Origin of the sequence: Arthrobacter sp. ZGTC412, assembly GCF_002929215.1 — a bacterium.
Taxonomy (GTDB): Bacteria; Actinomycetota; Actinomycetes; order Actinomycetales; family Micrococcaceae; genus Arthrobacter.
In genome coordinates this window covers 223257-250236 of record NZ_PJII01000004.1, presented here as the reverse complement: position 1 = coordinate 250236, position 26980 = coordinate 223257, and the positions used below count along the sequence as shown (strand labels likewise).

Sequence of the window (26980 nt, the reverse complement as noted above, 5' to 3'; positions counted from 1 at the left end):
AAGATTGGGGGCTGCAGCTGCCGTGCTTCGAATGCACCCAGTGATCCATAGTGGCGGGGAGGCCGGGATGGTAGCGGTCAAAGTAATAATGCGGACTTTGTCTATGTGGACAACTCCCGCGGGCCTAGGCCCGTGCGATGACCTCTCCGTTGGGGATAAGGAACCAGCCGTCGTCGGTGGATCCCCAGCGGTGCCAGCCGGCCGAGATCCTCGCAAGGTCCGCAGGGTTGGCGAAGCCGTATTCCAGCGCCTGCTCCGCGAACGCCGAATGCAGCACGCGTTCGCCCCAAACGCGCGCCTGCCAGCGGCGTTGCTGCCCGGTGGCGTAAAGCCAGTTGCTACTGGTGGGCGCGACGTCGGTGAAGCCCGCAGACTGGGCCCAGCTGACAAGCCGCCGCCCGGCGTCGGGCTCTGCTCCGTTGCGCCGCGCGATGCTCTGGTACAGCTCCATCCACTCGTCCAGTTCGGGGATGGCGGGGTACCAGCTCATGCCGTGGAAGTCGGCGTCGCGTACTGCGACGATCCCGCCCGGCTTTGCGACGCGGCGCATCTCCCGCAACGCCTCCACGGGGTCGGTCAGGTGCTGCAGCACCTGGTGGGCGTGGACGACGTCGAAGGTTTCATCCTCGAAGTCGAGGTCATAGATGTTCCCGGCCACAAACTCGACGTTGGCGACCCCGCGCTCAACAGCGAGGGCCTTCGCTTGGGCGATGATGTCCGCGGAGCGGTCAAGGCCGGTGACTTTGCCGGGGTTGACCAGGGCGGCGAAATCGCAGGTTATGCTGCCCGGGCCGCAGCCGACGTCGAGGACTTCTGCCCCGTGTGTGAGGTGCGGAAGGACAAACGCCGCGGAATTTTCGGCTGTCCTGGCGGCATGGGCGCGGACCACCGACTCGTGGTGGCCGTGCGTGTAAACGTCGTCTTCGGGCTGCTGCGCACTCATAACCAAACGCTACCCCCAACAGGGTCGCACTAAGTGTCGTTTTGGTGCGTCAAAACGACACTTAGTGCGACCTACTTGGGTGGGGTGGGGGAGTTGGGTGCGGTGGACGCTTCTTCCCGCGCGGCCACCGTGGCTTCGATCATGGCCGCCATGAAACGGGTGACTGTTTCCAGTTCCTCCGGGCTGAAGTCCGCCATCGCGCCACCCATCCGGCGCGAGAGGGGAGCGAAGATGGCGCTCCCGTCCTGGAATGCCTTGGGCGTCATCCGAAGGTGGACCTGCCGGCGGTCGGCGCTGTCCCGTTCGCGCACCACGTGTCCGGAGCTGTCCAGTCTGTCGATCAGGGCTGTGGTGGCAGGGGAGCTGAGGTTCAGCTCCTTCCGGAGGAGCCCCGGTGTGACCGTGCCGCCGTTTGCGGTGTGGCGCATGATGACGGCCAGCGCGTTCAGGTCCGTCCGGTGCATATCCTTGCGCCCACCGGCTGTGTCCACGTAGCGGTTGGCCTCGAGGGTGAATTCCTGAAGGAGCCGGACCAGGGGGTGTGGCCCCTCGCCCGCCGGGGGGCCAGGATTGGCCGAGCTCTCCTTGCCAGCCATGTCCACCTCCAGGAACGTGCTCGGTGCCGGAAGCGTTTCCCGCCCCAGCCAACAACAGTGCCGCTAAACCGTACTGACGGATACTACTTCAGCCGCGCCAGCCCCCTCCCATCGTCACGGAGAAAAGAAAAAGCTAGGCAAACTCTTATCTCCATCGTGGAGATACTCTAGTATGGAATCAATCCTACTCCCGTCCACCATCCGGAAGGCATTATGAATTCCCAATCCCACGCCAAGGAACGTGTCCCGTTCTGGCTGCGTTGGCTGCTCCCCGTGATCCTGGTCCTGACCTGGCTGGCGCTCGCCGGGATCGGCGGACCCACCTTTGGGCGGTTAGAGGAGGTCTCGTCCAACGACCAGGCGTCGTTCCTGCCGGCCAGCGCCGAGGCCACTGCAGCGCAGGACTGGCAGGCAAAGTTCCGGGACTCCGATGAGGTTCCCGGCGTCATCATCCTGGAAAGCGACGAAGCCCTGAGCCCGGCCCGGCTGGGCGAGATTGCGGGCATGCGTGCCGACCTTGAAGGCCTGGAGCTCGGCAGTGCCGTCATCGGACCCATCCCCTCAGAGGACGGCAAGGCGGTCCAGTTCATCGCCCCCATTGATTCTTCAGCCGAAATCAAAGAAGCCGTCCAGGAACTGAGGGACACCGTCGCTGAGGCGGCACCCGAAGGCCTGCGCACCTTCGTCACTGGTCCTGCCGGGCTTGCCGCAGATCTCACGGCAGCCTTTGCAGGGATCGACGGCATCCTCCTGCTCGTGGCGCTGGCCGCGGTGTTCATAATCCTGCTGATTGTCTACCGCTCGCTGCTGCTGCCCATCGTGGTGCTCCTGACCTCCGTCTTCGCCCTGTGCGCGGCCATCCTGCTGGTCTTCGGCATGGCCAAAGCCGGCTGGATCCAGCTCAACGGCCAAAGCCAGGGCATCCTCTCCATCCTGGTGATCGGCGCCGCCACGGACTACGCCCTGCTGTATGTGGCAAGGTTCCGGGAAGCCCTCACCCACACCACCAACCGCACCGCCGCAGCGCTCAACGCCTGGAAGGCCTCCTTCGAGCCAATCCTGGCCTCCGGGGCCACCGTGATCATCGCGCTGCTGTGCCTGCTCTTCTCTGACCTTAACTCCAACAAGGCCCTGGGCCCGGTGGCAGCTGCAGGCATCCTCTGCTCACTGTTCGCGGCCCTGACCCTGCTGCCCGCACTGATGGCGCTCCTGGGGCGGGCGGCATTCTGGCCCTTCCGTCCCAAGCTTGTACCCGCCGATGAGCGAGAGCCGGAGCTGGTCACGGGGCTGGAAGGCCAGAAGGGTTTGTGGCGTGCCACCGGCTCGCTCGTGTCCAGGCGCCCGCGCATCGTTTGGGTTGCTTCGGTCCTGCTTCTGCTGGCGGGCTCCGCGGGTGTCCTGCAGCTCAAAGCCAACGGCGTTCCGCAGACCGACGTCATCCTCAGTGCGTCCAATGCAGTGGACGGTCAGGACGCCCTGGCGCGCCATTTCGACGCCGGCAGCGGCAGCCCCGCCGTCGTGGTTGCGGACCAAGGAAAGGCGCAGGAAGTGCTGGACACCGTGAAAGCGGCCGACGGCGTAGGGGAGTCTTACCTGCTGGCTGAAGGTTCGGTGCCCATCACCGGAGCCCCCGGCACTCCCAGCGACCCCGACGTCCGCGAAGGAAAGGTGCTGATCAACGCCACCCTGAACTCCGCGGCGGATTCCCTTGAGGCTGAGGAAGCCGTGAAGGCTCTCCGGGAAGAGGTCAAAGCTGTGGATCCCGGTGCGTTGGTGGGCGGGGTGACTGCGACGGCCCTCGATACCAACACCACCGCCCAGCGGGACCTGGTGATCATCATCCCAGTGGTCCTGGTGGTTATCCTCTTTATCCTGATGATGCTGCTTCGCTCCGTCCTGGCGCCTGTCCTGCTGGTGCTCTCGGTGGTGCTCTCCTACGCGGCGGCCATGGGTGTCTCGGCGCTTGTGTTCAACAACATCCTGGGCTTCCCCGGAGCGGACGCCACCGTTCCGCTGTTCGGGTTTGTGTTCCTGGTGGCGCTTGGGGTGGACTACAACATCTTCCTGATGAGCCGGGTCCGCGAGGAGTCTCTGAAGCACGGAACCCGCCCCGGCATCCTTCGCGGGCTCAGCGTCACCGGCGGTGTAATTACCTCAGCCGGTGTGGTGCTGGCAGCGACGTTTGCCGCGCTGGGCGTCATTCCCATCATGTTCCTGGTGCAGCTGGCATTCATCGTCGCCTTCGGTGTGCTGCTGGATACCGTCCTGGTGCGCTCGCTGCTGGTGCCCGCCCTGGCCTACGACATTGGTCCCCGGATTTGGTGGCCCGGCAAGCTGGGGCGTCCCGAACAGGACGCGGCCGTGCAGCGTGAGGCCAGCGGGAACCTGGAGACCGATCTGGAAGGGGCGGGCCGCCGGTAGGGCCGCCACGCGGCCATGGTCGACCACCACCTAAAAGTTTGGCAGGGGTTGCCGGCTTGGCAAGCATGGCGCAATGAAAGCCCTGTTGACGGAAACGCCGGCTGGATAGACTGCAAATGCGCCCGCATGGACGCGGAACTCAAAGGAGAGATGCACCATGACCGAAAACCAGGAAACTTTCGGCGAGGAGCCCCGCAAGGGAAGCACTGCCCCCGGGCTGGAGGGCGAGGGCGGGCAGTACGTGGACGGCGACTATGGCGATGCCGGGACTGTAGGAGAGCCTGCCGGGAACCTTGAGGACGGCGAGTACCAGGAGGGGGACTACGGGGATGCCGGTACCGCCGGAACGGCCCACGAAACGGACACCATCGGCGAGGGCATGACCGACGGGCAGGTCAACACCGCGGACGAGGAGCGGGGGCCCCTTCACGGCGACCGGGGCACCGAGAGGTAGCACCGCAGGCAAGCAGTCCGGCGGCGGGGTTCTCCAACAGCGAAACGGAGAGCCGCCGTCGTCCGCTTTTTAAGGCCGCTGTTCCGCGGAAATCCAAGTGATCCCTCCGCTGCACCACCAGAAGTTGAGCGTACCTCGCTCAACTTTGGATTGACATCGCCGTCGCCGTGAGTAAAGTTGAGTGCAGAACGCTCAATTGTCTGGGCGCCCGCAGTTTCCAAGGAAAGAAGGAAGCAACACATGTCACGTGCAGTAGGTATCGACCTCGGAACCACCAACTCCGTCGTCTCCGTTCTCGAAGGTGGCGAGCCCACCGTTATTGCCAACGCCGAGGGTGGCCGCACCACGCCGTCCGTCGTTGCATTCTCCAAGTCCGGCGAGGTCCTGGTTGGGGAGATCGCCAAGCGCCAGGCCGTCAACAACATTGACCGCACCATCGCCTCCGTCAAGCGCCACATGGGCACTGACTGGACCGTCAACATCGACGATAAGAAGTACACGCCGCAGGAAATCTCCGCGCGCATCCTCATGAAGCTGAAGAACGACGCCGAGTCCTACCTGGGTGAAAAGGTTACCGACGCCGTGGTTACCGTCCCCGCGTACTTCAACGACGCCGAGCGCCAGGCCACCAAGGAAGCCGGCGAAATCGCCGGCCTGAACGTCCTCCGCATCGTCAACGAGCCCACCGCTGCTGCACTGGCCTACGGCCTGGACAAGGGCAAGGAAGACGAACTCATCCTGGTTTTCGACCTCGGCGGCGGAACCTTCGACGTCTCCCTGCTCGAAGTCGGCAAGGACGAAGACAACTTCTCCACCATCCAGGTCCGCGCCACCGCCGGTGACAACCGCCTCGGCGGCGACGATTGGGACCAGCGCGTCGTTGACTACCTGCTGAACCAGCTCAAGGTCAAGGGCATCGACCTGTCCAAGGACAAGATCGCCCTCCAGCGCCTCCGCGAAGCTGCCGAGCAGGCGAAGAAGGAACTGTCCTCCTCCACCAGCACCAACGTCTCCCTGCAGTACTTGTCCGTCACGCCTGACGGCCCGGTGCACCTGGACGAGCAGCTGACCCGCGCCAAGTTCCAGGACCTGACCAAGGACCTGCTGGAGCGCACCAAGAAGCCGTTCCACGACGTGATCAAGGAAGCGGGCATCAAGCTCACTGACATCAACCACATTGTGCTCGTCGGCGGCTCCACCCGCATGCCGGCCGTTTACGACCTGGTCAAGGAACTCGCCGGCGGCAAGGAGCCGAACAAGGGCGTGAACCCGGATGAGGTTGTAGCCGTTGGCGCAGCACTCCAGGCCGGTGTGCTGAAGGGTGAGCGCAAGGACGTCCTGCTGATCGACGTCACACCGCTGTCCCTCGGCATCGAAACCAAGGGCGGCGTGATGACGCACCTGATCGAGCGCAACACCGCCATCCCCACCAAGCGGTCCGAGACCTTCACCACCGCTGACGACAACCAGCCGTCCGTGGCCATCCAGGTCTTCCAGGGCGAGCGTGAATTCACCCGCGACAACAAGCCGCTGGGCACGTTCGAACTGACCGGCATCGCCCCGGCACCTCGCGGTGTTCCGCAGGTCGAAGTCACCTTCGACATCGACGCCAACGGCATCGTCCACGTCTCCGCAAAAGACAAGGGCACGGGCAAGGAACAGTCCATGACCATCACGGGCGGTTCCAGCCTCTCCAAGGAAGACATCGACCGCATGGTCAAGGACGCCGAGGAGCACGCAGCAGAGGACAAGGCCCGCCGCGAGGCGACCGACACCCGCAACACCGCCGAGCAGCTCGCCTACTCCGTGGACAAGCTCATCGCCGACAACGCCGACAAGCTGCCTGAAGAGGTCAAGACCGAGGTTCAGACCGACGTCGACGACCTCAAGAAGGCACTCGAAGGCACAGACGACGCCGCGGTGAAGGCTGCCTTCGAGAAGCTGCAGGCTTCCCAGGGCAAGCTGGGCGAAGCCATCTACTCCCAGGCCGGTTCCCCCAACGGCGCAACCGGTGCCGCAGGTGCTGAAGGCGGGGCTCCTGCCGGTGAGAAGGCTGCCGAAGAGGACATCGTCGACGCCGAGATCATCGACGAAGACGAAGCGAAGAAGTAGCCATGCCGCATCACGGTAACGAGGAAGAGCACAACACGTCACCCCGTGAAGAGCACCTCCAGGAGCAGCAGGGCAACGGCCACCAGGAACCGGTCATCCGGGACAACCGCAAGGTTGACCCGGTGACCGGGCAGGCCCGGCACCCCGAGGGCGGCCAGTCCGTTCCCGGCGACGCTTCTGATGCAGTGGATTCCGACGGCGACGCACTGGCCCAGGCCGAGGAGATCCTTAACGGCATCGAGGTGCCGGCTGAGGAATCCGTGGCCCAGGGTGTTTCGGCGGGATCCACCTCCGCTGAAGCAGCTGAGCTGAAGAATGACCTCCTCCGCCTGCAGGCCGAGTACGTCAACTACCGCAAGCGCGTTGAACGCGACCGTGCCGTGGCAGGGGAGATGGCCGTCATCGGCGTCCTGAACTCCCTGCTCCCGGTACTGGACGACGTCGACGCCGCCCGGCAGCACGGCGACCTCACCGATGGCCCCTTCGCCGCGATCGCCACCAAGCTGGAGAACGCGCTGAAGACCTACGGCCTGGCACGCATTGATGAGACCGGAGTGGAGTTCGATCCCACGATCCACGAGGCCCTGATCCAGCAGCCCGGCGAGGACATCGAAGTTGACACTGTCAGCCAGGTACTTCGCTCAGGCTACAAGTCAGGCGAACGCGTCCTGCGGGCCGCCCAGGTCATCGTGGCCGTTCCCGCGTAGCCCGGGTTGGCCCGCGCTACGCCGGATATGGGGCGGTGCCCGCTCCGCGGTGCCCTCCACACCGCCGCCCCATATCCGGCCTCCGCGCCGCGGTCATCTCGCCTAAGGTGAGGTAACCACAAAGCTCGCAGCGGTACAGGGGCCCCGGGAGTGGCATCGGGCCTGCCGGAGCGTGGTGGCGTGGTCCGTCAGGACCGAGCCACCACGCGTAGGGGCGGGGGCCCCTGTACCGCGGAGAGCTGTTAGTTAGAAGACTTTGAAAGGAAACGCCATTGGCTAGCCAGGATTGGGTGGACAAGGACTTTTACGCGATCCTTGGTATCGCCAAGGACGCTTCCGACGCCGACATCAAGAAGGCTTATCGGAAGCTCGCCCGGCAGCACCACCCTGACACCAACTCGGGGAATTCTGCTTCCGAGAAGAAGTTCAAGGACATCTCCGAGGCTTACTCTGTACTTTCCGATCCAGAAGAGCGCCAGCAATATGACGCCATCCGGGCAATGGGCGGCGGTGCCCGCTTCGCTCCCGGCGGCGCAGGTGCAGGCAACGGCGGGTTCGAGGACATGTTCGGCGGCCTGTTCACTGGCAACACCGGGCGCCACTCAGGCGGGTTCAACCCCTCGGCCGGCGGCATCCCGCCCGAGTTCGCGGACTTGTTCGGCGGCGGCTTCGGGCAGCCCGGTTTTCAGCGCACGCCGCAGAAGGGCGCTGACCGTTCTGCCTCCACGAGTATTTCCTTCTCGGGTTCCATCCGCGGCACCACCATCGGGCTGCGGGAACCCAGCGGCGAGGTCATCGACGTCCGCGTGCCCGCCGGCATCAAGGACGGCCAGAAGGTCCGCGTCCGCGGCAAGGGCCAGCCGGGTCCGGCCGGGAACGGCGACCTCGTGGTCTCCGTGGCGGTCAAGCCGCATGAGTTTTACACGCGCGACGGCGACAACCTCCGCGTGCACGTCCCCGTCACCTTCCCCGAAGCGGCTTTGGGCGCCGACATCGAAGTGCCTACCATCGACGGCGAAAAGGTGCGGGTCCGGGTGCCCGCCGGTACGCCGTCGGGCCGTACACTCCGGGTCAAGGGCAAAGGCGTGAAGACGTCCAAGGGGACCGGCGACCTGCTGGTGACCATCGACGTCGCCGTTCCCAAGAACCTGAACAAGGAAGCCGAAGCCGCGGTCAAGGCGTTTGCTGATGCCACGGCCGGAGCCGACGTCCGAGAGGGCCTGGCCGCCAAGGCCCGGCTTTAGCAGCGGGTGAGCCGTGGACATCAACTCAGACCAGCCGATCTTTGTGATCTCGGTGGCGGCTGAACTGGCGGACATGCACCCCCAGACCCTCCGGCAGTACGACCGCTTGGGCATCGTCTCGCCCAGCCGCGCGCCGGGCAAGTCCCGCCGCTACTCGCAGCGCGACATCAACATGCTGCGCGAGGTGCAGCGGCTGTCCCAGGAAGGCGTCTCGCTCGAAGGGATTAAGCGGATCCTCGAACTCGAGAACCAGGTGGCCGCTTTGCAGCGCCGGGTTTCGGAGTTGGCTGACGAACTGAGCCGGCGGCCGCAGCCTTTCGATTCACGCATTTTTGCGGCTGGCGCCGCGGGCGACGTGGTGAGCCTGGCCCGCGGCCAGCGGCCCCGTCCCCGCTCACAGGCTGTGGTGCTGTGGCGGCCGCGCGCCATAGGCCCGTAAGCCCTCCTGCTGCGGCGGGCGTGCGCGTGGCCGGCCTTCTCCGTTCCTGAGATTTGTGAGTAACCGCAGTTCAGGCCGGGTTAGCGATGCCCGCAGCGGAATATGTCCGGTTTGCGTGCCAACGTTACGCGAAGGTGCGTTTCCCGCAGGTTAACTCTCAACCCCCTGCTTTCCAGCGGTTTCTTCCGCCCGTCGGGCCTTGCACCATACCTGCGGCCAGCCCCGGCAACAGTTCCGAAACTGTCCCGAAACCAACCCCGCAGCCGCCGAAACAATTCGCTCCTACATTCATCCCAAGAGGTCACTTCCCAGGACCTCGGAGGCGAGCCACTGCCAGCGCAGCGGCTGAGTGAGAAGCAGGTACACATGAGGGTTTCGGTTCACAAACGCGCTTTCCTTCCCCTGGCGGCGGCCGCCGTGGCCACAGTCCTGGCAGGCTGTGGCAGCCAGATTGCGGATCCAACGTCCGGGAGCTCCGCCGCCAGCACCGGCACTTCCTGTGTGGACACGTCGGGCAACAGCATCAAAGTGGGCTTCATCAACTCCCTGTCGGGCACCATGGCCATCAGCGAAAGCACCGTCTTCGATTCCCTGACCCTGGCCGCAGAGGAAATCAATGCCTCCGGCGGCGTCCTGGGCAAGCAGCTCCAGGTGGTCAGTGAGGACGGCGCCAGCGAACCGACCAAGTTTGCCGAGCGCGCCGGAAAACTAATCCAACAGGATTGCACTGCCGCGGTGTTCGGTGGATGGACCTCATCAAGCCGCAAGGCCATGCTTCCCGTGTTCGAAGCCAATGATGCGCTGCTGTTCTATCCGGTGCAGTATGAGGGCCTGGAGTCTTCTAAGAACATCTTCTATACGGGCGCCACTACCAACCAGCAGATCATTCCAGCCCTGGATTACCTGGCTGAGCAGGGTACCAAGTCTCTTTTCCTGGTTGGCAGCGATTACGTCTTCCCGCGTACGGCCAACAAGATCATCCAGGCCTATGCCGCCGCCAAGGGCATTGAAATTTTGGGGGAAGAGTACACGCCGCTTGGCTCCACGGACTTCTCCACCATCGTTAACAAGGTCCGGGACTCCAAAGCCGATGCGGTCTTCAACACCCTGAACGGCGACAGTAATGTGGCCTTCTTTCGACAGTACAAGAGCGTCGGCCTGACGGCGGACACCATGCCCGTGGTCTCCGTCTCCATCGCCGAGGAGGAAGTCCCCGGCGTCGGCCTGGACAACGTTCAGGGCCAGCTGACTGCGTGGGATTACTACCAGACCCTGGACACCCCGGCCAACAAGAAGTTCGTTGCCGCGTTCAAGGCCAAGTTCGGCGCCGAGCGGGTGACCAGCGACCCCATGGAAGCTGCCTACACCTCGCTGCACCTGTGGAAAGCCATGGTGGAGAAGGCCGGGTCATTCGAAGTGGACAAGGTCCAGGCCGCCGCGGACGGCGTGACCTTCGAAGCGCCCGAAGGGTTGGTGACAGTTGACGGGGAAAACAACCACATCACCAAGACCCCCCGGATCGGGAAGATCAATTCGGAGGGCCTCATCGACACGGTCTGGTCCTCACCCGAGGCAGTTGAACCGGACCCGTTCCTGGCCACCTATGACTGGGCCAAGGACCTGGCCAAGTAGCGGCCGCTCCAGAATATCGATGAAAGGCCTGCTGGAATGGAACTCCTGATAGGGCAGATGTTCGCCGGACTCAGCCTCGGCTCGGTGCTGCTGCTGGCAGCATTGGGACTCTCGTTGACCTTCGGCCAGATGGGGGTCATCAACATGGCCCACGGAGAGGTCATGATGGCCGGTGCCTACACGGCCTTCGTGGTCCAGCGGGCCATCTCCGACGCCGGCATCTCACTGCTGGTTTCCATTCCCGCAGGCTTTCTGGTGGGAGGTGTCCTGGGGCTGGTGCTCGAGGCGGTGCTGTTGCGCCGCATGTACCACCGGCCCCTGGACACCCTCCTGGTCACCTTCGGGGTGGCGCTGATCCTGCAGCAGGCCGCGCGGGATATTTTCGGCGCACCCAGCGTGGATGTCCGTGCACCGGACTGGCTGCAGGGGAACATCGAGCTGCTCGGCGCCCCCATCCCGCTGACCCGGCTCTTTATCCTGGGGCTCTCGCTGGTGTGCCTGGCCGGGCTGGTCCTGCTCCTGAAGGCCACGCCGCTGGGTCGCCGTATCCGGGCTGTTGTCCTGAACCGCGATCTCGCAGAAACCATCGGCGTCTCAACCCGGCGGAGCGACCAACTGACGTTCTTCATCGGTTCCGGCCTGGCCGGTGTCGCCGGTGTCGCCGTCACCCTTATAGGTTCCACCAGCCCCTACCTCGGCACCAACTACATCGTGGATGCCTTCCTGGTGGTAGTGGCGGGCGGCATTGGCCAGATCAAGGGCGCCGTCATCGCCGCGTTCTCCCTGGGAGTGCTGCAGTCCGTCTTCGAGTACTCGACGACGGCCAGCATCGGCAAGGTCCTGATCCTGATAGTGATCGTGGTGTTCCTTCAGCTTCGGCCGCAGGGCATCTTCAGCCTCAAGACGAGGAGCCTGGCATGAGAGGGCTGTTGCAAGGACGGATGGGAACCGCGGCCGGATTCACCCTGGGCGCGGTCCTGCTCCTGGGGGTTGCACCCGCCGTACTTCCCGCGTTCAACCTGGCCCTGCTCGGGAAGTTTCTCTGCTTCGCGATCGTGGCGGTCGGTATTGGCCTGGCGTGGGGGCGCGGCGGCATGCTGACCCTCGGCCAGGGGGTGTTTTTCGGGCTTGGCGCCTACATCATGGCAATGCACATGAAGCTTGCTGACGCGTCGCTCTTCGGCGGCTCCGGCGTGCCGGACTTCATGTCCCTTTACGGCAGCGGTGTGGTGCCCGGCTGGTGGGAGCCTTTCCGGAGCCCCGCGGTCACGCTGCTGGCGGTGGTGCTCATACCGGGGCTCGTGGCACTTGTCCTGGGCTTGGCGGTCTTCAAGCGCCGGGTCAAGGGCGCCTACTTCGCCATTCTCAGCCAAGCGCTGGCGGCTGCATTCGCTGTGTTTCTGGTTGGCCAGCAGGCTACCACCGGAGGCTCGAACGGGCTCAGCGGGTTCCGGTCATTCTTCGGCTTTGACCTGAAGGACCCGAACAACAAGGTGATGTTGTACATGATTGCGGCGACAGTCCTCCTGCTGTCCCTGGCCCTTGCCCGGCAGCTGATGCACAGCCGGCTCGGCGAGTTGCTGGTTGCGGTCCGGGACCAGGAGGAGCGCGTCCGTTTCCTGGGGTACGATCCGGCAACCATCAAAACCGTCATCTACGTGGTTGCAGCCGTCCTGGCAGGCATCGCAGGTGCTTTGTTCGTCCCGCTCGTTGGCATCATCTCGCCGGCAGACGTGGGCGTGATCCCTTCCATCGCCTTCCTTATTGGCGTTGCAATCGGCGGCCGGGCAACGCTTCTGGGGCCGGTCCTTGGCGCTGTCGGCGTCGCCGTGGCCCAGGCCGGCCTGTCCTCCACCTTTCCCTCCTTCTGGGTGTACTTCCAGGGCCTGTTGTTTGTCCTGGTGATCGGATTCATGCCGGGCGGGCTGGCCTCATTGCCGGCCTTGGTGGGCAGGCGGCGCAGAACCCGTTCCGCGGCATCATCGCCTGCGGCGCCGGCACGTCCGGCGCCAGTGGCAACATCGCCTGACGCTGAAGAGAAAGCCACCGTGCCAGAGGAGGCCCGCAGATGAGCACACCCATCCTGCTTCCTGACGGTGAGCCGCGGGCCGGAGGGCTGCGCCATGGCCGGCCAAAGTACCTTGAAGTACGCAACCTGTCAGTCTCCTTTGACGGATTCCTCGCCGTGGACAACGTCAGTCTCGATGTGATCCAGGGTGACCTGAGGTTCCTGATCGGCCCGAACGGCGCCGGGAAGACCACCGTGATCGATGCGATCACCGGCCTTGTGCCTGCCACAGGATCGGTAAACCACACCGGCACCGAGATCCTCGGACGCAAAGTACACCAAACCGCCCGGCTGGGGGTGGGGCGCACGTTCCAGACTGCCAGTGTGTTTGAAAATCTTTCCGTACTCCAGAACCTCGACATCGCCGCCGGTTCCGGCCGCGGCCCGCTTCGGTTGCTCCGGCGCCGCAAGACCGTGGATGCGGCGGTGGAAGAGGCGCTTGAGATCATCGGCCTGGAGGGGGCAGCCGCGAAAAAAGCGGGAATCCTCGCCCACGGACAGAAGCAATGGCTGGAAATCGGCATGCTTCTGGTGCAGAACTCGGACATCCTCCTGCTGGACGAACCCATTGCCGGGATGAGCCAGGACGAGCGCCTGGAAACCGGAGAGCTGCTGCGCCGGATAGCTGCCAGCCGCATCACGTTGGTGATTGAACACGACATGGATTTCGTGCGGGAGTTCGCAACTTCCGTCACTGTCCTTGCCGCGGGCAAAGTCCTCAGCGAGGGCAGTGTGGCACAGGTGCAGGCGGACCAAAAGGTGCAGGACGTCTACCTGGGGTCCTCGGGAGTGGAGGCAACCGATGCTTGAAATCGAAAATCTGCAGACCGGTTACGGCCGCACCCAGGTCATCTCCGGCGTCAGCGTGACCGTCCCGGACGGAGCCGTTGTCTCTGTCCTGGGGCACAACGGTGCCGGCAAGACAACCCTGCTGCGCGCCGTCGTCGGGCTTCTCAAACCCACTGCCGGGCGCATCAGGCTCGACGGGGAGGATATCTCAGCCATCCGCCCACACCGGCGGGTGGACCGCGGCATGGCATACGTGCCGCAGGGCCAGCAGTCATTCGGGCAACTGTCCGTCCTGGAGAACCTGCAGCTCGTGGCGGACGGGCGCAGGAACAGCGCCGGACGCGTGGCGGAAGCCTTGGACATGTTTCCGGCGCTCCGGCCATTGCTGGCCCGGCGGGCCGGTCTGCTCTCGGGCGGTCAGCGGCAGCAGTTGGCCATCGCCCGGGCACTTATCACTGATCCGCGCCTGCTGATCCTTGACGAACCTACCGAGGGCATCCAGCCAAACATCGTGGCCGAGATAGAAGCGACCATCATTGAGTTGTCCCAGCGCAACGGAATGAGCATCCTCCTGGTAGAGCAGCACATCGGTTTTGCCCTGCAGGCCGCGGACAGTTACTACGTAATCTCGGCGGGCAGGGTCTCCTCCTCAGGGGCCGGCGGTGCCGGATCCGCGGGAGACGTTCGGAAGGCGATGCTTATATGAGTCAAGGGAAAACCTCTGCAGATCAGGAAAATTAGAGTACCCACTACTCGTGACGGCACAGCCCCCGGAAACTTGAATGGAACCACTGTTGGATCAGCAGCAGTGGTTCCAAGTTTCTGGGGGTTTTGATGTTTGGTACCCAATGGCGGGCGCCCTCTCCATCCCGTTTTGATGGCAGGGGCATCCGGTGAGCCCAGGCATGGAAGCGATCGCCTCCTTCAGCGGCTCTCTTCCCGGCCAGGTGCTGCTGGCAATCGGACAGACCATTGTGGTGGTGTGCGTCTGCTTCGACATGGTGCGTGCGCTGTCCGTGCCGCGGTCGCACCGGCGCTATGTGGCCAGCACCGTCTTCCGGACCCTGGCCATTCCGTCCGTCATTGCCAACGGCCTGACGGTCCTTATTGCTTTGGTGCTGACGTCGTGGATCGATGTGGTGATGGGCATGTTTGTGCTGATTGCCTTTATCTTCCGGCTGCACCATGACAAGGACGAGGACAACTGGTGGAAGGGCAAGGGCAAGAAGCTTGCCCGCTGGGCCCGCCGCCAGGCCGCCGGACGGACAGCGCCCGCTCCTGCGATGGGGTAGCCCTGCAAGGGTGAAGCCGTGAGTTCGGCCACCTTATTGTTAGTTACTAAAAATAAGCCCGTACAGTTGAAATATGACCTTTACGACCGACCGTCCCGTAGCCACTGCACCCACGACGCCTGACACGAAACAGATCCCTCGCGGGGGCAGCTACGTCACCCTGCCTGCCGGTCGGGAGGTTCCTCCCCGCGCTGAAGGCAACTACGTCTCGTTGCCGGGCGCGCTTCCCGGCAACGCCAACAAGCGGCAGGGCACTTACGTGACACTCCACTCGGCTCCTCTGGGAGTGACAGAGATCAGCTACACCCGCGTCGGCTAGTCCACTGTGAACTACAAAGCGCCTGCCGGCCCCTTTCCGAAAGGGCCGGCAGGCGCTTTGACGTTTAAGAAGGGTTCGAGGGGCTCGAAGGGGTTGGCGGCGGGCTTGACCGCCGGGGGTCAGTAGCTAGGAGGGGTTTCGGCAGGCTCAACCACCGGATCGTTCGGCACATATCTGGCGGCGAGGGCTTCGGAGCCGCGGGCCAGGAGGGCGACGTCGGCACCCACGAGGATGAAGTTGGCGCCGTTGTCCAGGTAGTGGAGATGTCCCCATTGACCTGCTCCAAACCGTCTCCTCATCAAGTGCGAAACGTATACGATAACTATGGGCCCCCGGCTTCCCCCGTGTCATCCCTTTTTGTTCGGCGACTTCTGAGGCCCTTGTCGACCCCGTCGCAGGTGGCGTACAGTGTTGCTCCAACAGTAGCGGTTTCTCATATGGAAACTCAAGTTCTATTATCGAACACCATTCCGGCCGAAGAGCCACACAACGAAGTGAGGAATTCCGTGCAGTTTCACCACCACGGCTACGTATCCGGAGACCCGCGGGTAAAGCCGGCTGCCGGCGTCGGCCTCAACCGGCCCGAGGAGCTCCCCGACCAGGTCGACGTGCTGATCGTTGGGACCGGACCGGCGGGCATGCTCGCCGCCGCACAGCTTTCGATGTTCCCGGATGTCACCACGCGGATCATCGAGCGCCGTCCGGGGCGCCTTGCCATCGGCCAGGCTGACGGCATCCAAGCACGGAGCGTGGAGACCTTCCAGGCCTTCGGCTTCGCGGAGCGGATCATCGCCGAGGCCTACCGCATCACAGAGATGGCGTTCTGGAAGCCGGACCCCGCCAACCGCGCGAACATCATCCGGACTGCCCGGGCCGTGGATGACGAAATGGGCATCAGCGAGTTCCCGCACCTCATCGTGAACCAGGCACGCGTGCTGGACTACTTCGCCGAATTCGCGGCCAACTCGCCGACGCGCCTAAAGCCGGACTACGGCTACGAGTTCAAGTCCCTCAGCATCACGGACGGGGGCGAATACCCCGTCACCGTGACACTGCTCCACACCGCCGGTCCAGACGAAGGGCAGGAGCGCACTGTCAGGGCCAAGTACGTGGTGGGTGCCGACGGTGCCCGCAGCAAGGTACGCGAGGCAATTGGCTGCCACCTCGCCGGCGACCAGGCCAACCACGCCTGGGGCGTGATGGACACCCTCGCCGTCACGGACTTCCCCGACATCCGCACCAAGTGCGCCATCCAGGGTGAAAAGGGCAGCATCCTGCTGATCCCGCGGGAAGGCGGCCACCTCTTCCGGATGTACGTTGACCTCGGCGAGGTGGACCCTGCCACTCACGGTGCCGTCCGCAACACCAGCATCGAGGAAATCATCCTCAAGGCTAACGAGATCCTCCACCCTTACACCCTGGACGTCCGGAACGTCGCGTGGCACAGCGTCTACGAGGTGGGGCACCGGCTCACGGACCGGTTCGATGACGTCCTGCCGGAGGACCGTGGCACCCGCACCCCCCGCGTGTTCATCACCGGCGACGCCTGCCACACGCACAGCGCCAAGGCCGGCCAGGGCATGAACGTCTCCATGCAGGACGGCTTCAACATCGCCTGGAAACTCGGGCACGTCCTGGAGGGCCGCAGCCCGGAAAGCCTGCTGTCCACCTACTCCGCCGAACGTCAGGTGGTGGCGAAGAACCTCATCGACTTCGACAAAGAATGGTCAACGATGATGGCCAAGAAGCCCGAGGAGTTCGAAAACCCCTCGGACCTTGAGGACTTCTACGTGCGCACCGCCGAGTTCCCGGCCGGGTTCATGACCGAATACGCGCCGTCCATGCTGGTAGCCCCCGCCAAGCACCAGGACCTTGCCACCGGGTTCCCGGTGGGCAAACGCTTCAAGTCCGCACCCGTGGTACGGGTAGGTGACACCAACCCGCTGCACCTCGGCCACCACGCCACGGCGGACGGCCGGTGGCGCATCTACGTCTTCGCGGACCCCGCGCCGGCAGGTGCGCGCTCAGGTGTGGCGGACTTCGCCGAGTGGATCGCGAACTCGCCCGAATCGCCGCTGGCCGCGACGCCGTCGGACGCTGATCCTGACGCCTGGTTCGACGTCAAGGTGATCTACCAGCAACCGCACACCGCCGTGGACATCGGGAAAGTTCCCGCGGTCTTCAAGCCGCCGGTTGGCCCGTTCAAGCTGACCGACTATGAGAAGGTGTACGCCACCGACCCTGCCGCGGACATCTTTGAACTGCGCGGCCTGGACCGCGGCGGCGTGGTGGTGGTGGTGCGGCCGGACCAGTACGTGGCCAACGTCCTGCCCCTGACGGCGACGGCTGAGTTCGGGGAGTTCTTCGCACCCCTGCTGAAGCCGCACCACACGGCAGGTCAACCGCTGACGGTCTGACGCGTCCTGTACTCGGCGGCTGAATACACACCGAGGACGCGCACTTCGGTGGTGAAGAAGTCCAGTTCCTCGAGGGCCAGCTTCAGCGGCAGGTCCTCGGGGTGGCCCTCGACGTCGGCCATAAACATGGTGGCGGCGAACTCGTTGCCCACCATGTAGCTTTCCAGCCGCGTCATGTTTACGCCGTTCGTGGCGAAGCCGCCCAGCGCTTTGAAGAGCGCGGACGGGACGTTCCGCACACGGAACACAAAGCTGGTCACCGCGGGTCCGGGCAGTTCGTCCCGGGCCGGCAGTTCCGTTTCCCGTGCCAGGACCACAAAGCGGGTGGTGTTGGAGGGGTCGTCCTCCACCCGGGAGGCCAGCACTTCCAGGCCGTAGATCTGCGCGGCCAGCGGGGGAGCGAGGGACAGCTTGCGGGGATCGTTCCACTCGCTGACTTCGCGTGCTGAGCCGGCGGTATCACCGGCGATGACGGGCTTGAGGCCGTGCTCGCGGATGAGTTTCCGGCACTGGCCCAGGGCGTGGATGTGGCTGTGGACTTCGGTGGCGTCGTCGATGGTGCTGCCCGGGATGCCCAGCAGGTCGAAGTGGATGGGCAGGAAGAACTCACCTACGATCTGCAGGTTCGACTGGGGCAGCAGGATGTGGATGTCCGCCACCCGCCCGGCGATGGAGTTCTCGATGGGGATCATGGCCAGATCCGCCTCGCCGCTGGACACCAACTCGAAGGCGTCCTCGAAGCTCGCGCAGGGCACGCTTTCGAGGGCGGGGAACATCTGCTTGCAAGCAATATTGGAGTTGGCGCCGGGCTCACCCTGGTACGCAATCTTCTGGGCCATGATCCGTATGCTTTCACGCCCCGCGCCTGCGGGCCCAACTGAGTAGCGCTAAGTGTCGTTTTCGCCGGTCAATACGACACTTGGCGCTACCTAGTTAGGGTTGACGCGCAGCCAGACGTACTGGCGCGGCAGGAGCGTGACGCCCTCATCCAGCTGCAGCTCGGCTTCGGAGAGAAGGTCGACGGCGGCGGCTGAGAACGCGGAGAAGGTTTCGGCAGGCAGGGCCTGGGATTGGTCGCTGAAGTTGGCCAGCGCCAGGACCCTTGATTCCTTGCCTGATGGGTTGCGACCGCCGGGCCGCTGGTACGCCAGGACGCCGCGGTTGTTGGTGTGGAAGTCGATCAGCCGGGTGCCGGCCAGCTCGGGCGTGCCGGCCCGGACCTGGATCATGCGCTTCATGCCGGCGTAGACGGCACCTTCAGGGGTGGACGGGTCCAGTCGGTGCTCGTACTGCTCTTCGGGGAAGTGTGGGCGGTGCACCCAGCGGCTGTCAGTCTCGTGGCCCTCTTCCCGGTCGAATCCGTAGTCGTTGATCTGGCCTACCTCATCGCCCAGGTACAGCAGGGGGATGCCGCCGGTGCTGAAGGCAACCGAGTGGGCCAGGAGGATCCGCTCCACCGCCTCCGCCGGGTCAACCTCCATGCCGCACAGCGACGCCGTCGTGCCTGAGATCCTGCAGTCGCCTGTCTTCGGGTTGTCCTGGAACGGGACGCCGCGGGCGAAGCTGCCCGGGAAACGGTTGACGTAAAAGGAGTTCAGGAAGCGCCGGTGGTCGAAGCCGTTGATCCCTAGTTCCGCTGCATCCTCGTCCGCGAACGTCCAGCCGATGTCATCGTGGCTGCGGACGTAGTTCACCCAGGAAGTGCCCTCGGGGATGTTGTGCCGGCGCTCCAGTGCCTGGGCCAGCAGCGAGACGTCGCGGGTGGCCAGCGCCTCCCAGATCAACGCCATCTGCAGCGGGTTGTAGGAGATCTGGCACTCCGCGGGGTCAATGTATAGGGCCACCTCGTCCGGATGCACGATCGCCTCGGACTTGAACAGCAGCGACGGCGCGGCGAGCCGGCATACGGCGTTGAAGGCCTGGAGCAGCGTGTGCGCTTCAGGGAGGTTCTCGCACGGGGTGCCCAGCTGCTTCCAGATGAAGGCCACGGCGTCCATACGGAGGATGTCCACGCCCTGGTTCGCCAAGAACAGCATTTCGCCGGCCATCGCACGGAAAACGTCCGGGTTGGAGTAGTTCAGGTCCCACTGGTAGTTGTGGAACGTGGCCCAGATCCAGCGGCCGTCCTCCATCTGGATGAAGGACCCCGCATGGTTTTCGGGAAAGATCTCGCGCACGTTCTGTTCGAAGGCGTCCGGCATGGTGCGGTCCGGGAAAATCCAGTAGTAGTCGCTGTACTCGGGATCGCCCCCGGCCGCGCGCCGGGCCCACTCGTGCTCGTCTGATGTGTGGTTGAAGATGAAGTCCACCACCAGGCTGATGCCGTTGGCCCTCAGCTCGGTAGCCAGTGACCGCAGCTGCTCCATGGTGCCCAGCTTCGGGTTCACTTCACGGTAGCTGGAGACCGCGTAACCGCCGTCCGAGTGGGGTTCGGGTGCCAGGAACAGCGGCATGAGGTGCAGGTAAGTGAGGCCGAGCTCCTTGAAGTAGGGGATACGGCTGCGGACCCCCTCCAGGCTTTCCGCGTACCGGTCCACGTAGCAGACCCCGCCCAGCATGTCGTTGGACAGGAACCAGTCCCTGTTCGCCTCCCGCCCGGCGTCGATGACCTTCAGCTCTGCCGGACGTTCCTGCCACGAGCGGGCGCTGTGCAGAACCAGCGCGGTCAGCTGGTCCAGCCAGTCGGACCGGGCGCCGTACAGAGAGTGAAAGAGGCGGCAAAGGTCAGGAAAGTGTCGCTGGAGCCGCTGGTTGAAGTCAGCTCCTGCGTTGAGGTCCGCTCCAGCGAGGGCGCCGTCGACGTGCTGCCGCGCCGTTTCGTCCAGGCTTACGAATTCCTGCATGCCAACTTCCCCTTCCGGCCCGCCGGCACGTCCGGCAGGAATTTGTTATCGGAGTATCCCACGTCGCATGGCAGGGGAAGGCTACGACGGCGGCGCGCAACCTTCTGCGCTGCCCATGAGGCTAAAAAGTGGCGAGAGCACTGTAGAACGCGCGCATCGCATCCGTTGGCTGTCCCTCTGCTTCTGGAGACTGGACGTGGAACAGGGGGGAGCGGTGCTCTGGCGAAGCGCCGTGGCCTGACCCAGCCCTCCGGCCAGTACCTTCTCCAGACCGACATCAAGGGCTTAGTCGACGGGTTAGTGCTGTACTGACGCGGGGGATGGGCATTCCTGATCCCTCACTAACCCAGGCTGGAGGCGCTCGGCCTAGATGGTTTTCGTCCAGATGCTGTCGGCTTCTGCGCTGCGTTCCACGGCGTTTAGCACCCGTTGCACCTGCAGTCCGTCGGCGAAGGACGGCTCCGGTCGACGGCCCTCAGCGATGGCTTCAACGAAGTCCTTTGCTTGGTGCGCGAAGCCGTGCTCGTAGCCAAGGGTGTGCCCTGCAGGCCACCAGGCAGACAAGTAGGGGTGACCCGGTTCGGTAACCATGATGTCGGTAAAACCCTGGCGGGTGTCGGGCGCGGTTGCATCGTAGAAGCCGAGAGAGTTCATATTCTCCAGGTCAAAGGAGATGGCGCCGGCGGAGCCGGCAACTTCAATTCGCAGCGCATTTTTTCGGCCGGTGGACATTCGTGTCGCTTCGAACGAACCCACTGCGCCGCCGTCGAATCGCCCGGTGAAAAGGGCGAGATCGTCTACGCTGACGTTACCGCGCTCCGCTGCGGCGGTGCCCGTCGGGCCTGATGCCCCGCCGGGAAGCGGCCGCTCATGGACAAAGGTGTTCAGGATGCCGCTAACGCCCGTGATCTTCTGGCCGGTGATGAACTGGGAGAGATCCACCGCGTGGGCGCCAAGGTCTCCGAGTGCTCCGGATCCGGCGTGGTCTTTCTGCAGACGCCACGTCAGCGGCGCCTCGGCGTCAACCAGCCAATCCTGCAGGTAGGCGGCACGAACCTGCCGGACTTCGCCAATCGCCCCGGACTGGACCAAGTCCCTTGCGAAGGCTGCAGCGGGAACGCGGCGGTAGGTGAAGCCGACCATCGCGAGGACGTCGTTGCCGGCACGGTCCGCAGCGGCAGCCATTGCTTCAGCCTCTTCAAGGGTGTTTGCCAGCGGCTTCTCGCACAGGACGTGCTTGCCCGCCTCCAGTGCAGCAATTGCGATCTCGGCATGGGAGCCGCCGGGCGTAACAATGTCGATTACGTCAATATCGTCGCGGGCAATGGCGGCCCGCCAATCGGTGTGAGTCTCTTCCCAGCCCCATTTCCTTGCAGATGCCTCCACGCCGCGGGCATTGCGTCCCACCAGCAGAGTCATTTCCGGCCTGGCCGGCAAATCATAGAACCGCGGCGCAACCCGCCATCCCTGAGAGTGGGCAGCCCCCATAAATCCGTGTCCGATCAGGGCAACCTTCAGGGGTGGTACGTCGTTCAGCATGTTTCCTCATTATCCGGCGGCAGTAAATATTGGTTGGAACAAGATGGGGCGCCCTTGCCAGCGGCAGGGCGCCCCACCTAACACGGTCCTACGATTCGAAAGCCGTCGGCAGGTACTGGTCGACGTTCTCGCCGGTGACAACCGGGGCGTTCAGAACGATGCGCTTCGGGACTTCCACTTCCACGAGATCGCTCATGGCCTTTTTCTGTGAGATTAGGCGAGCGAGGCGGACTCCGTCCGCGGCCTGGGTCGAGGGGTAAATGACGGTGGCCTTCAGGACGCTCTCACCGGACTGGATCTCACGCATGGCGTTGGCGGAGCCGGCACCACCGACCATAAAGAAGTCTTTGCGGCCGGCGTTGTCGATAGCCGCGAGGACGCCCACGCCCTGGTCATCGTCGTGGTTCCAGAGCGCATCGATTTTCGGAGCAGCGGACAGGAGCTGAGACGTGGCCGCTTCTCCGCCCTGGACGGTGAAGTCAGCTGCAACGCGGTTGTCCACATTGAGGCCGCAGGATTCCAGCGCATCCTTGAAGCCCTTGCTTCGGTCCTGCGTCAGCGGCAACGAGTCGATGCCGGCGATCTCGGCGACGACTGCATCCTTCTTGTCTTTGAGCTGCTCACAGACGTAGGTGCCGGCGCTGACCCCCATGCCGTAGTTGTCGCCCAGGATAGTGGCGCGAGCCGCCGCGGGGCTTGAGAATTCGCGGTCAACGTTGATGACGGGAATGCCGGCTTCCATGGCCTGGGTGGCAACCGGTGTAAGGGCAGCGCCGTCGGTGGGAAGCAGCACGATGGCGTCCACGCGGTCGTTGATGAACTGCTCTACCTGGCTGATCTGCAGGTTGGCGTCGTTGGTTCCTTCAGCCACCCGCAAGTCGATGTCGCCGTACTTCTTCGCCTCGGCAATAGCTGCGGAGTTGATGGCGCCCAGCCAGCCGTGGTCCGCCGCGGGGCCGGAGAAACCGATGACAACCTTGTCACCCTGGGCTTCATTGCCTTCCACCGATGCATTGGTGGGCTGGGTGTTGGTACCGCCCCCGCCTTCTGTACACCCGGTAACAAGGGCGCCAACAGCAAGAAAGGCAGCGGTGGTGACGAGCAACTTCCGGCCCGTACGAACTGCAAGCATGTGTATCTCCTCAATGAGTTAAGTGCGTCTTCGCGTGGTGCAGCATGCTCTTTGTATGCCCGCTACTCTGCGTGACTGCCCTCACAATAACAGAAGATTGTAGGAAATCGACGACTTTATACCGATCGCCGACATAATGTGTTAGGTTCGTCGCATGTTCGAAGAAGATCAGCCACGGCCGTTGCTCGAAGTTCGGGGACTCACCAAGCGCTTTGCTGGTGTCCAGGCGCTGAAAGGCGTCGATCTGCAGGTACTTCCGGGAGAAGTCCACTGCGTCATGGGCCAGAACGGAGCGGGCAAATCCACCCTTATCAAGACGCTCTCGGGCGTCCATCAGCCTGACAGTGGAGAGATCCGCTGGGAGGGCAAGGAGATTTCACTCCCCCGTCCTACTGCAGCGCTCGACCTGGGCATTGCGACCATGTACCAGGAGCTCGACGTCGTCGATGGGCTTTCCGTTGCCGAGAACATTTTTCTTGGCCACGAACGTGCCACCGGCGGCGTCCTCCACGTAAAAAAGGCGAACGCGATTGCGCGTACCCTCCTAAAACGGCTCGGACACGGCAGCCTTTCGCCGTCCACTGAAGTAGGCACGCTGTCTGCCGCCAACAAACAGATCGTAAGCATGGCGCGGGCCCTGTCGCGCGATACAAAGCTGATCATCATGGATGAGCCCAGTGCAATCCTCGACTCCGGTGAGGTCTCCAACCTGTTCCGGGTGGTTCGCGAACTAACTGCCCAAGGGATCGCCGTCGTCTACATCTCGCACCGGCTCGAAGAGATCCGGCAGATCGGCGACCGCATCTCCGTGATCAAGGACGGGCGCAGCACTGCAAACGGCCTCAGCGTCACGGACACGCCCAAGTCGGAACTGATCCGCCTGATGACGGGCAGGGAGGTCGCGAACGTATTTCCGGAGCGGAAGCCCATCCCTGCGGATGCTCCCGTGGTACTCGATGTGGACAACCTTGAGCTTTTCGGGCACTTCGAGAAAGTCAGCTTCACAGTGCGCGCCGGCGAAACCCTCGGTTTCGCCGGACTGGTGGGCTCGAAGCGCTCCGAGATCCTTGAGACCATCTATGGTGCCAGGAAGGCCTCGTCGGGCCGGGTCTCCGTGAACGGCAAGGTCCTCAGGCCGGGATCGGTCACGTCCGCCGTCAACGCCGGAATCGGCCTTTCACCGGAGGAACGCAAAAGCCAGGGGCTCATCCTGGATGAGCCCGTGTTCAAGAACGTGACGCTCTCAACCTTTGAGCGTTTCGCCCGGGCCGGGCACCTGAACGAAGAGGCCGAGCGTGACGCCGCACGTGAGCAGATCGCCGCACTGGAGCTTCGACCGTCAGATCCCGACCGGCCCGCGCGGACCCTTTCCGGCGGTAATCAGCAAAAGATCCTCCTCGCCCGCTGGCTGGTGCACGGAACGCCGGTACTCCTGCTGGACGAACCCACCCGCGGGGTGGACGTCGGTGCACGCTCCGAAATTTACGCACTCATCCGCAGACTCGCGGCCGCCGGAACGGCGATGATCGTCGTCTCCAGCGAAATCGAGGAAGTCCTGGGCCTCGCCGACAAAGTACTCGTCATCGACGACGGCAAGGTCCTCACCCAAACCAAAGCAAGCGATATAGACGAGCACGGAGTGCTCGACCTCGTTATGAAGGGAAGTGCCGCGTGAGCGAGCAGAACACCAAGGTCGCTGAACCGCGCATCGACGCGCCGGCTGACCACACCACCAAGGCCAACCCCCTGCAGAATTTCTTGAGCGGCCCGGCGGGCCGCAGCCTGGGGCTGGTCATTGCGCTCGCGCTGCTCTTCGTTGTAGGTGCCGCCACCAGTGGAGACCGGTTCCTCAACCTGGAAAACCTGCTAACCATCCTCCGGTATGCCTCGATCATCGGTGTTATCAGTATCGGTGTTACGTTCGTCATCACTGCGGGCGGCATCGACCTGTCTGTCGGTTCGGTCATGGGCCTTACAACGGTGGTGGCCACCCTGGCCAGCGTCCAGTTGGCCGCCACACAGTCTTCGTGGATCCTGATTGTTCTCGTGGCGCTCGCGGTTGGCGTGGGCGCTGGACTGATCAACGGTCTGGTCATCGCGTACGGCAACGTCGTGGCCTTTATTGCCACCCTTGCCATGCTGGTCGGTGCCCGCGGCCTTGCCGAGCTCATCTCCGGCCGCAGCACCCAAATTGTCAGCAACCGGGACTTCCTGAGGGTCATGCGCTCTGAATTGCTGGGCGTTCCCCTCCTGATCTGGATCTTCGTCATCGTAGCGATTGCAGGATGGTTCCTCCTGAACCGCACCACCTTTGGCCGCCGCACCATCGCCATCGGCGGAAACCTCGAAGCATCCCGGCTGGCCGGCATCAAGGTAAAGCGCCATCTCGTCTCCCTCTACGTCCTTGCCGGGCTCGCTGCCGGCATCGCGGGCATCATGATGCTCGGCCGCACCACCGCAGGAACCTCGACGCACGGCCTCCTCTACGAGCTTGATGCGATTGCCGCCGTCGTGGTGGGCGGAACGCTGCTTATTGGCGGGCGCGGCACCATTGTGGGCACCGTCCTGGGCGTGCTGATTTTCAGCACCCTGACCAACGTCTTTACCCAGAACAACCTTGACACCTCCGTCCAGGCACTCGCCAAGGGCCTGATCATTGTTGTCGCAGTTCTCCTGCAGCAGCGCTTCGCCGCCCGGGGTCCGCGCAAGATAAAAAGCTAGGTCGCCGGAGGGCGGGCACAGTGCGCTCCCGGCAATTCCGCGGAGCCAGGACCAGAAGCGAAGGGCAGCGCAGTGAACTTCCTGAACGTGGACAACCGACTGAACGGCAACGCGGACCTTGAGCTGGTCGAAAATGCGCTTCAGCGCTTTTTCGCCGACGCGAAGCTGCGCGCTGTCTCCGTGAACGCAACCTATCTCGGCCTCTGGGAAGCACTCGAAAGAGCAACCGCGGGCGGCAAACGCTCCCGCCCGCGGTTGGTCATGCTGGCTTACCGCCAGCTGGGCGGCACTGATTTCGTCAGCGCCGCGGAGCTCGCGGCCTCGTACGAACTCCTGCACAGCGCGCTCATCATTCATGACGACGTCATTGACCGTGATTTCGTCCGGCGGGGCATCCCCAATGTGTCCGGCCACTACCGAAGCAGGGCACTGCGTGCCGGTGAGCCGTCTGCGTCGGCAGACCACGCCGGGGTTTCGGCCGGGCTCCTTGCCGGGGACCTGGCCCTGTCGAGCGCCTACCGACTGTTGAGGGCGATAGAAGCGCCGGCCTCGGTGCACTGGCGGCTGAACAGCATCCTCGATGATGCGATTTTCTCTTCGGTCGGCGGCGAAGTCCTGGACATAGAGTTCAGCCGGACGCCGGAAATGCCTTCGCTTGAAGACATCACCAAGACGGCACACCAAAAAACTTCCGTTTACTCGTTCGAGGCGCCCCTGCAGGCAGGCGCCGTGCTGGCAGCGGCCCCGGAACCCGTTGTGGCGGCGCTGACTGGCTTTGGGCGTTACGCAGGCATCGCCTATCAGATCGCGGATGACGTTCTGGGCGTTTTCGGCAAGGAAAGCCGCACCGGGAAAACCACTTGGGGAGACCTCCGGGAAGGCAAACGGACGGCCCTGCTCTCCTATGCAGCCACCCGGCCGGAATGGAGCAGGATCGCGTCACTCATCGGATCGCAGGACATGACCGCCGCAGACGCCGAAAAGGTCCGGTCGCTGCTGGTGTCCTGCGGTGCGAAGGACTACGCCATACAGCTTGCCACCGAGAATGCCCACCTCGCAGTGATGCACCTGGACGCAGACCGAGTGCCGGATGCCGTAAGCAGGAGCCTTGAACGAATGCTGTTCTCTGCTATCTCCAACGTCGGGTCACACTAGCCGCGCTGTGATGGCTCCCGCCTCGCAGATACCGCCCGCTCTGCCGTTATTATGAGAGAACAAATCCGGCACCGAGGCTATCTGCCAGGAAGGACCTGATCCGGGGTGGAAGGGAAGACGTCGGCCGTTGTCGAAGTGCCCTGCCTTTGCCGTTCGG

At 63.9% G+C, this 26980-nt stretch carries 23 protein-coding genes and 1 pseudogene; 17 read left to right on the top strand and 7 right to left on the bottom strand.

All coding sequences use genetic code 11. The features are described 5' to 3' along the window. Positions 1-124 precede the first annotated feature (124 nt). Positions 125-943, bottom strand: a complete 819-nt coding sequence (locus CXQ88_RS07905) for a methyltransferase domain-containing protein (RefSeq protein ID WP_104043606.1) — start codon at positions 941-943, stop codon at positions 125-127. 71 nt (positions 944-1014) lie between these two features. Then, positions 1015-1539, bottom strand: coding sequence for a MarR family winged helix-turn-helix transcriptional regulator (locus CXQ88_RS07900; protein ID WP_104043605.1), 525 nt, complete (start codon positions 1537-1539; stop codon positions 1015-1017). Between the two features lie 213 nt (positions 1540-1752). Here CXQ88_RS07900 and CXQ88_RS07895 point away from each other — a divergent pair, with 213 nt between their 5' ends. The 13 genes from CXQ88_RS07895 to CXQ88_RS07835 all read left to right on the top strand — a co-directional run bounded on the left by CXQ88_RS07895 (position 1753) and on the right by CXQ88_RS07835 (position 15016). After that, the gene (locus CXQ88_RS07895) at positions 1753-3960 is read left to right on the top strand and encodes an MMPL family transporter (protein WP_104043604.1); all 2208 of its coding nucleotides are present in this window, start codon (positions 1753-1755) and stop codon (positions 3958-3960) included. 157 nt (positions 3961-4117) lie between these two features. Beyond that, on the top strand, positions 4118-4414 hold the full coding sequence (locus CXQ88_RS07890) for a hypothetical protein (RefSeq protein ID WP_104043603.1): 297 nt from the start codon (positions 4118-4120) through the stop codon (positions 4412-4414). A gap of 240 nt (positions 4415-4654) precedes the next feature. Beyond that, a complete protein-coding gene (dnaK, locus tag CXQ88_RS07885) occupies positions 4655-6526 on the top strand; it encodes a molecular chaperone DnaK (protein ID WP_104043602.1) in 1872 nt (623 codons plus the stop codon). 2 nt (positions 6527-6528) lie between these two features. Beyond that, on the top strand, positions 6529-7233 hold the full coding sequence (locus tag CXQ88_RS07880) for a nucleotide exchange factor GrpE (RefSeq protein WP_104043601.1): 705 nt from the start codon (positions 6529-6531) through the stop codon (positions 7231-7233). A gap of 272 nt (positions 7234-7505) precedes the next feature. After that, positions 7506-8477 (top strand): DnaJ C-terminal domain-containing protein, encoded by a 972-nt coding sequence (locus CXQ88_RS07875; RefSeq protein ID WP_181037443.1) that lies wholly within the window; start codon positions 7506-7508, stop codon positions 8475-8477. Positions 8478-8490: 13 nt separating this feature from the next. Continuing rightward, entirely contained in the window at positions 8491-8916 is a 426-nt protein-coding gene (locus CXQ88_RS07870) for a heat shock protein transcriptional repressor HspR (RefSeq protein WP_104043599.1), read from the top strand. A 366-nt stretch (positions 8917-9282) separates the two neighbouring features. Further along, positions 9283-10548 (top strand): urea ABC transporter substrate-binding protein, encoded by a 1266-nt coding sequence (urtA, locus tag CXQ88_RS07865; RefSeq protein ID WP_104043598.1) that lies wholly within the window; start codon positions 9283-9285, stop codon positions 10546-10548. A gap of 36 nt (positions 10549-10584) precedes the next feature. After that, the gene (gene urtB / locus CXQ88_RS07860; protein WP_104043597.1) at positions 10585-11469 is read left to right on the top strand and encodes an urea ABC transporter permease subunit UrtB; all 885 of its coding nucleotides are present in this window, start codon (positions 10585-10587) and stop codon (positions 11467-11469) included. Next, complete coding sequence (gene urtC, locus CXQ88_RS07855) at positions 11466-12620, top strand: urea ABC transporter permease subunit UrtC (protein WP_104043596.1); 1155 nt, start codon at positions 11466-11468, stop codon at positions 12618-12620. Before urtB ends, urtC begins: the two co-directional genes overlap by 4 nt. Next, on the top strand, positions 12617-13426 hold the full coding sequence (gene urtD, locus CXQ88_RS07850) for an urea ABC transporter ATP-binding protein UrtD (RefSeq protein ID WP_104043595.1): 810 nt from the start codon (positions 12617-12619) through the stop codon (positions 13424-13426). Before urtC ends, urtD begins: the two co-directional genes overlap by 4 nt. After that, the gene (urtE, locus tag CXQ88_RS07845; RefSeq protein ID WP_104043594.1) at positions 13419-14111 is read left to right on the top strand and encodes an urea ABC transporter ATP-binding subunit UrtE; all 693 of its coding nucleotides are present in this window, start codon (positions 13419-13421) and stop codon (positions 14109-14111) included. Before urtD ends, urtE begins: the two co-directional genes overlap by 8 nt. Before the next feature lie 199 nt (positions 14112-14310). Then, a complete protein-coding gene (locus tag CXQ88_RS07840) occupies positions 14311-14697 on the top strand; it encodes a hypothetical protein (RefSeq protein WP_104043593.1) in 387 nt (128 codons plus the stop codon). 73 nt (positions 14698-14770) lie between these two features. Further along, entirely contained in the window at positions 14771-15016 is a 246-nt protein-coding gene (locus CXQ88_RS07835) for a hypothetical protein (RefSeq protein WP_104043592.1), read from the top strand. 119 nt (positions 15017-15135) lie between these two features. Here the strand turns inward: CXQ88_RS07835 and CXQ88_RS07830 are convergent. Further along, positions 15136-15276, bottom strand: a pseudogene (locus CXQ88_RS07830) (2-dehydro-3-deoxyglucarate aldolase); the annotation flags it as partial. Between the two features lie 246 nt (positions 15277-15522). Here CXQ88_RS07830 and CXQ88_RS07825 point away from each other — a divergent pair. Further along, a complete protein-coding gene (locus tag CXQ88_RS07825; RefSeq protein ID WP_104043591.1) occupies positions 15523-17433 on the top strand; it encodes an FAD-binding monooxygenase in 1911 nt (636 codons plus the stop codon). Here the strand turns inward: CXQ88_RS07825 and CXQ88_RS07820 are convergent. The 4 genes from CXQ88_RS07820 to CXQ88_RS07805 all read right to left on the bottom strand — a co-directional run bounded on the left by CXQ88_RS07820 (position 17415) and on the right by CXQ88_RS07805 (position 22947). Beyond that, positions 17415-18272 (bottom strand): prephenate dehydratase, encoded by an 858-nt coding sequence (locus tag CXQ88_RS07820; protein WP_104043590.1) that lies wholly within the window; start codon positions 18270-18272, stop codon positions 17415-17417. The genes CXQ88_RS07825 and CXQ88_RS07820 overlap by 19 nt on opposite strands. 90 nt (positions 18273-18362) lie before the next feature. Next, positions 18363-20276 carry an amylosucrase gene (locus CXQ88_RS07815; protein WP_104043589.1) on the bottom strand — a complete coding sequence of 638 codons (1914 nt, stop codon included), beginning with the start codon at positions 20274-20276 and terminating at the stop codon, positions 18363-18365. Positions 20277-20642: 366 nt separating this feature from the next. Continuing rightward, entirely contained in the window at positions 20643-21815 is a 1173-nt protein-coding gene (locus CXQ88_RS07810; protein WP_181037442.1) for a Gfo/Idh/MocA family protein, read from the bottom strand. 88 nt (positions 21816-21903) lie between these two features. Next, on the bottom strand, positions 21904-22947 hold the full coding sequence (locus CXQ88_RS07805) for a substrate-binding domain-containing protein (protein WP_104043588.1): 1044 nt from the start codon (positions 22945-22947) through the stop codon (positions 21904-21906). 154 nt (positions 22948-23101) lie between these two features. On the opposite strand from CXQ88_RS07805, the gene CXQ88_RS07800 reads away from it, so the two are divergent. The 3 genes from CXQ88_RS07800 (at position 23102) to CXQ88_RS07790 (ending at position 26823) form a co-directional block, all read left to right on the top strand. Then, complete coding sequence (locus CXQ88_RS07800) at positions 23102-24622, top strand: sugar ABC transporter ATP-binding protein (RefSeq protein ID WP_104043587.1); 1521 nt, start codon at positions 23102-23104, stop codon at positions 24620-24622. After that, a complete protein-coding gene (locus tag CXQ88_RS07795; RefSeq protein WP_104043586.1) occupies positions 24619-25668 on the top strand; it encodes an ABC transporter permease in 1050 nt (349 codons plus the stop codon). The genes CXQ88_RS07800 and CXQ88_RS07795 overlap by 4 nt, the downstream gene beginning before the upstream one ends. Before the next feature lie 72 nt (positions 25669-25740). Then, entirely contained in the window at positions 25741-26823 is a 1083-nt protein-coding gene (locus CXQ88_RS07790) for a polyprenyl synthetase family protein (protein ID WP_258061739.1), read from the top strand. Positions 26824-26980 lie beyond the last annotated feature (157 nt).

Bases quoted from the DNA above. Each gene is read 5' to 3' on its own strand.
- CXQ88_RS07905 (WP_104043606.1), bottom strand. From the start codon at position 943: ATGAGTGCGCAGCAGCCCGAAGACGACGTTTACACGCACGGCCACCAC.
- CXQ88_RS07900 (WP_104043605.1), bottom strand. From the start codon at position 1,539: ATGGCTGGCAAGGAGAGCTCGGCCAATCCTGGCCCCCCGGCGGGCGAG.
- CXQ88_RS07895 (WP_104043604.1), top strand. From the start codon at position 1,753: ATGAATTCCCAATCCCACGCCAAGGAACGTGTCCCGTTCTGGCTGCGT.
- CXQ88_RS07890 (WP_104043603.1), top strand. From the start codon at position 4,118: ATGACCGAAAACCAGGAAACTTTCGGCGAGGAGCCCCGCAAGGGAAGC.
- dnaK (WP_104043602.1), top strand. From the start codon at position 4,655: ATGTCACGTGCAGTAGGTATCGACCTCGGAACCACCAACTCCGTCGTC.
- CXQ88_RS07880 (WP_104043601.1), top strand. From the start codon at position 6,529: ATGCCGCATCACGGTAACGAGGAAGAGCACAACACGTCACCCCGTGAA.
- urtA (WP_104043598.1), top strand. From the start codon at position 9,283: ATGAGGGTTTCGGTTCACAAACGCGCTTTCCTTCCCCTGGCGGCGGCC.
- urtB (WP_104043597.1), top strand. From the start codon at position 10,585: ATGGAACTCCTGATAGGGCAGATGTTCGCCGGACTCAGCCTCGGCTCG.
- urtC (WP_104043596.1), top strand. From the start codon at position 11,466: ATGAGAGGGCTGTTGCAAGGACGGATGGGAACCGCGGCCGGATTCACC.
- urtD (WP_104043595.1), top strand. From the start codon at position 12,617: ATGAGCACACCCATCCTGCTTCCTGACGGTGAGCCGCGGGCCGGAGGG.
- urtE (WP_104043594.1), top strand. From the start codon at position 13,419: ATGCTTGAAATCGAAAATCTGCAGACCGGTTACGGCCGCACCCAGGTC.
- CXQ88_RS07840 (WP_104043593.1), top strand. From the start codon at position 14,311: ATGGAAGCGATCGCCTCCTTCAGCGGCTCTCTTCCCGGCCAGGTGCTG.
- CXQ88_RS07835 (WP_104043592.1), top strand. From the start codon at position 14,771: ATGACCTTTACGACCGACCGTCCCGTAGCCACTGCACCCACGACGCCT.
- CXQ88_RS07820 (WP_104043590.1), bottom strand. From the start codon at position 18,272: ATGGCCCAGAAGATTGCGTACCAGGGTGAGCCCGGCGCCAACTCCAAT.
- CXQ88_RS07815 (WP_104043589.1), bottom strand. From the start codon at position 20,276: ATGCAGGAATTCGTAAGCCTGGACGAAACGGCGCGGCAGCACGTCGAC.
- CXQ88_RS07810 (WP_181037442.1), bottom strand. From the start codon at position 21,815: ATGCTGAACGACGTACCACCCCTGAAGGTTGCCCTGATCGGACACGGA.
- CXQ88_RS07805 (WP_104043588.1), bottom strand. From the start codon at position 22,947: ATGCTTGCAGTTCGTACGGGCCGGAAGTTGCTCGTCACCACCGCTGCC.
- CXQ88_RS07800 (WP_104043587.1), top strand. From the start codon at position 23,102: ATGTTCGAAGAAGATCAGCCACGGCCGTTGCTCGAAGTTCGGGGACTC.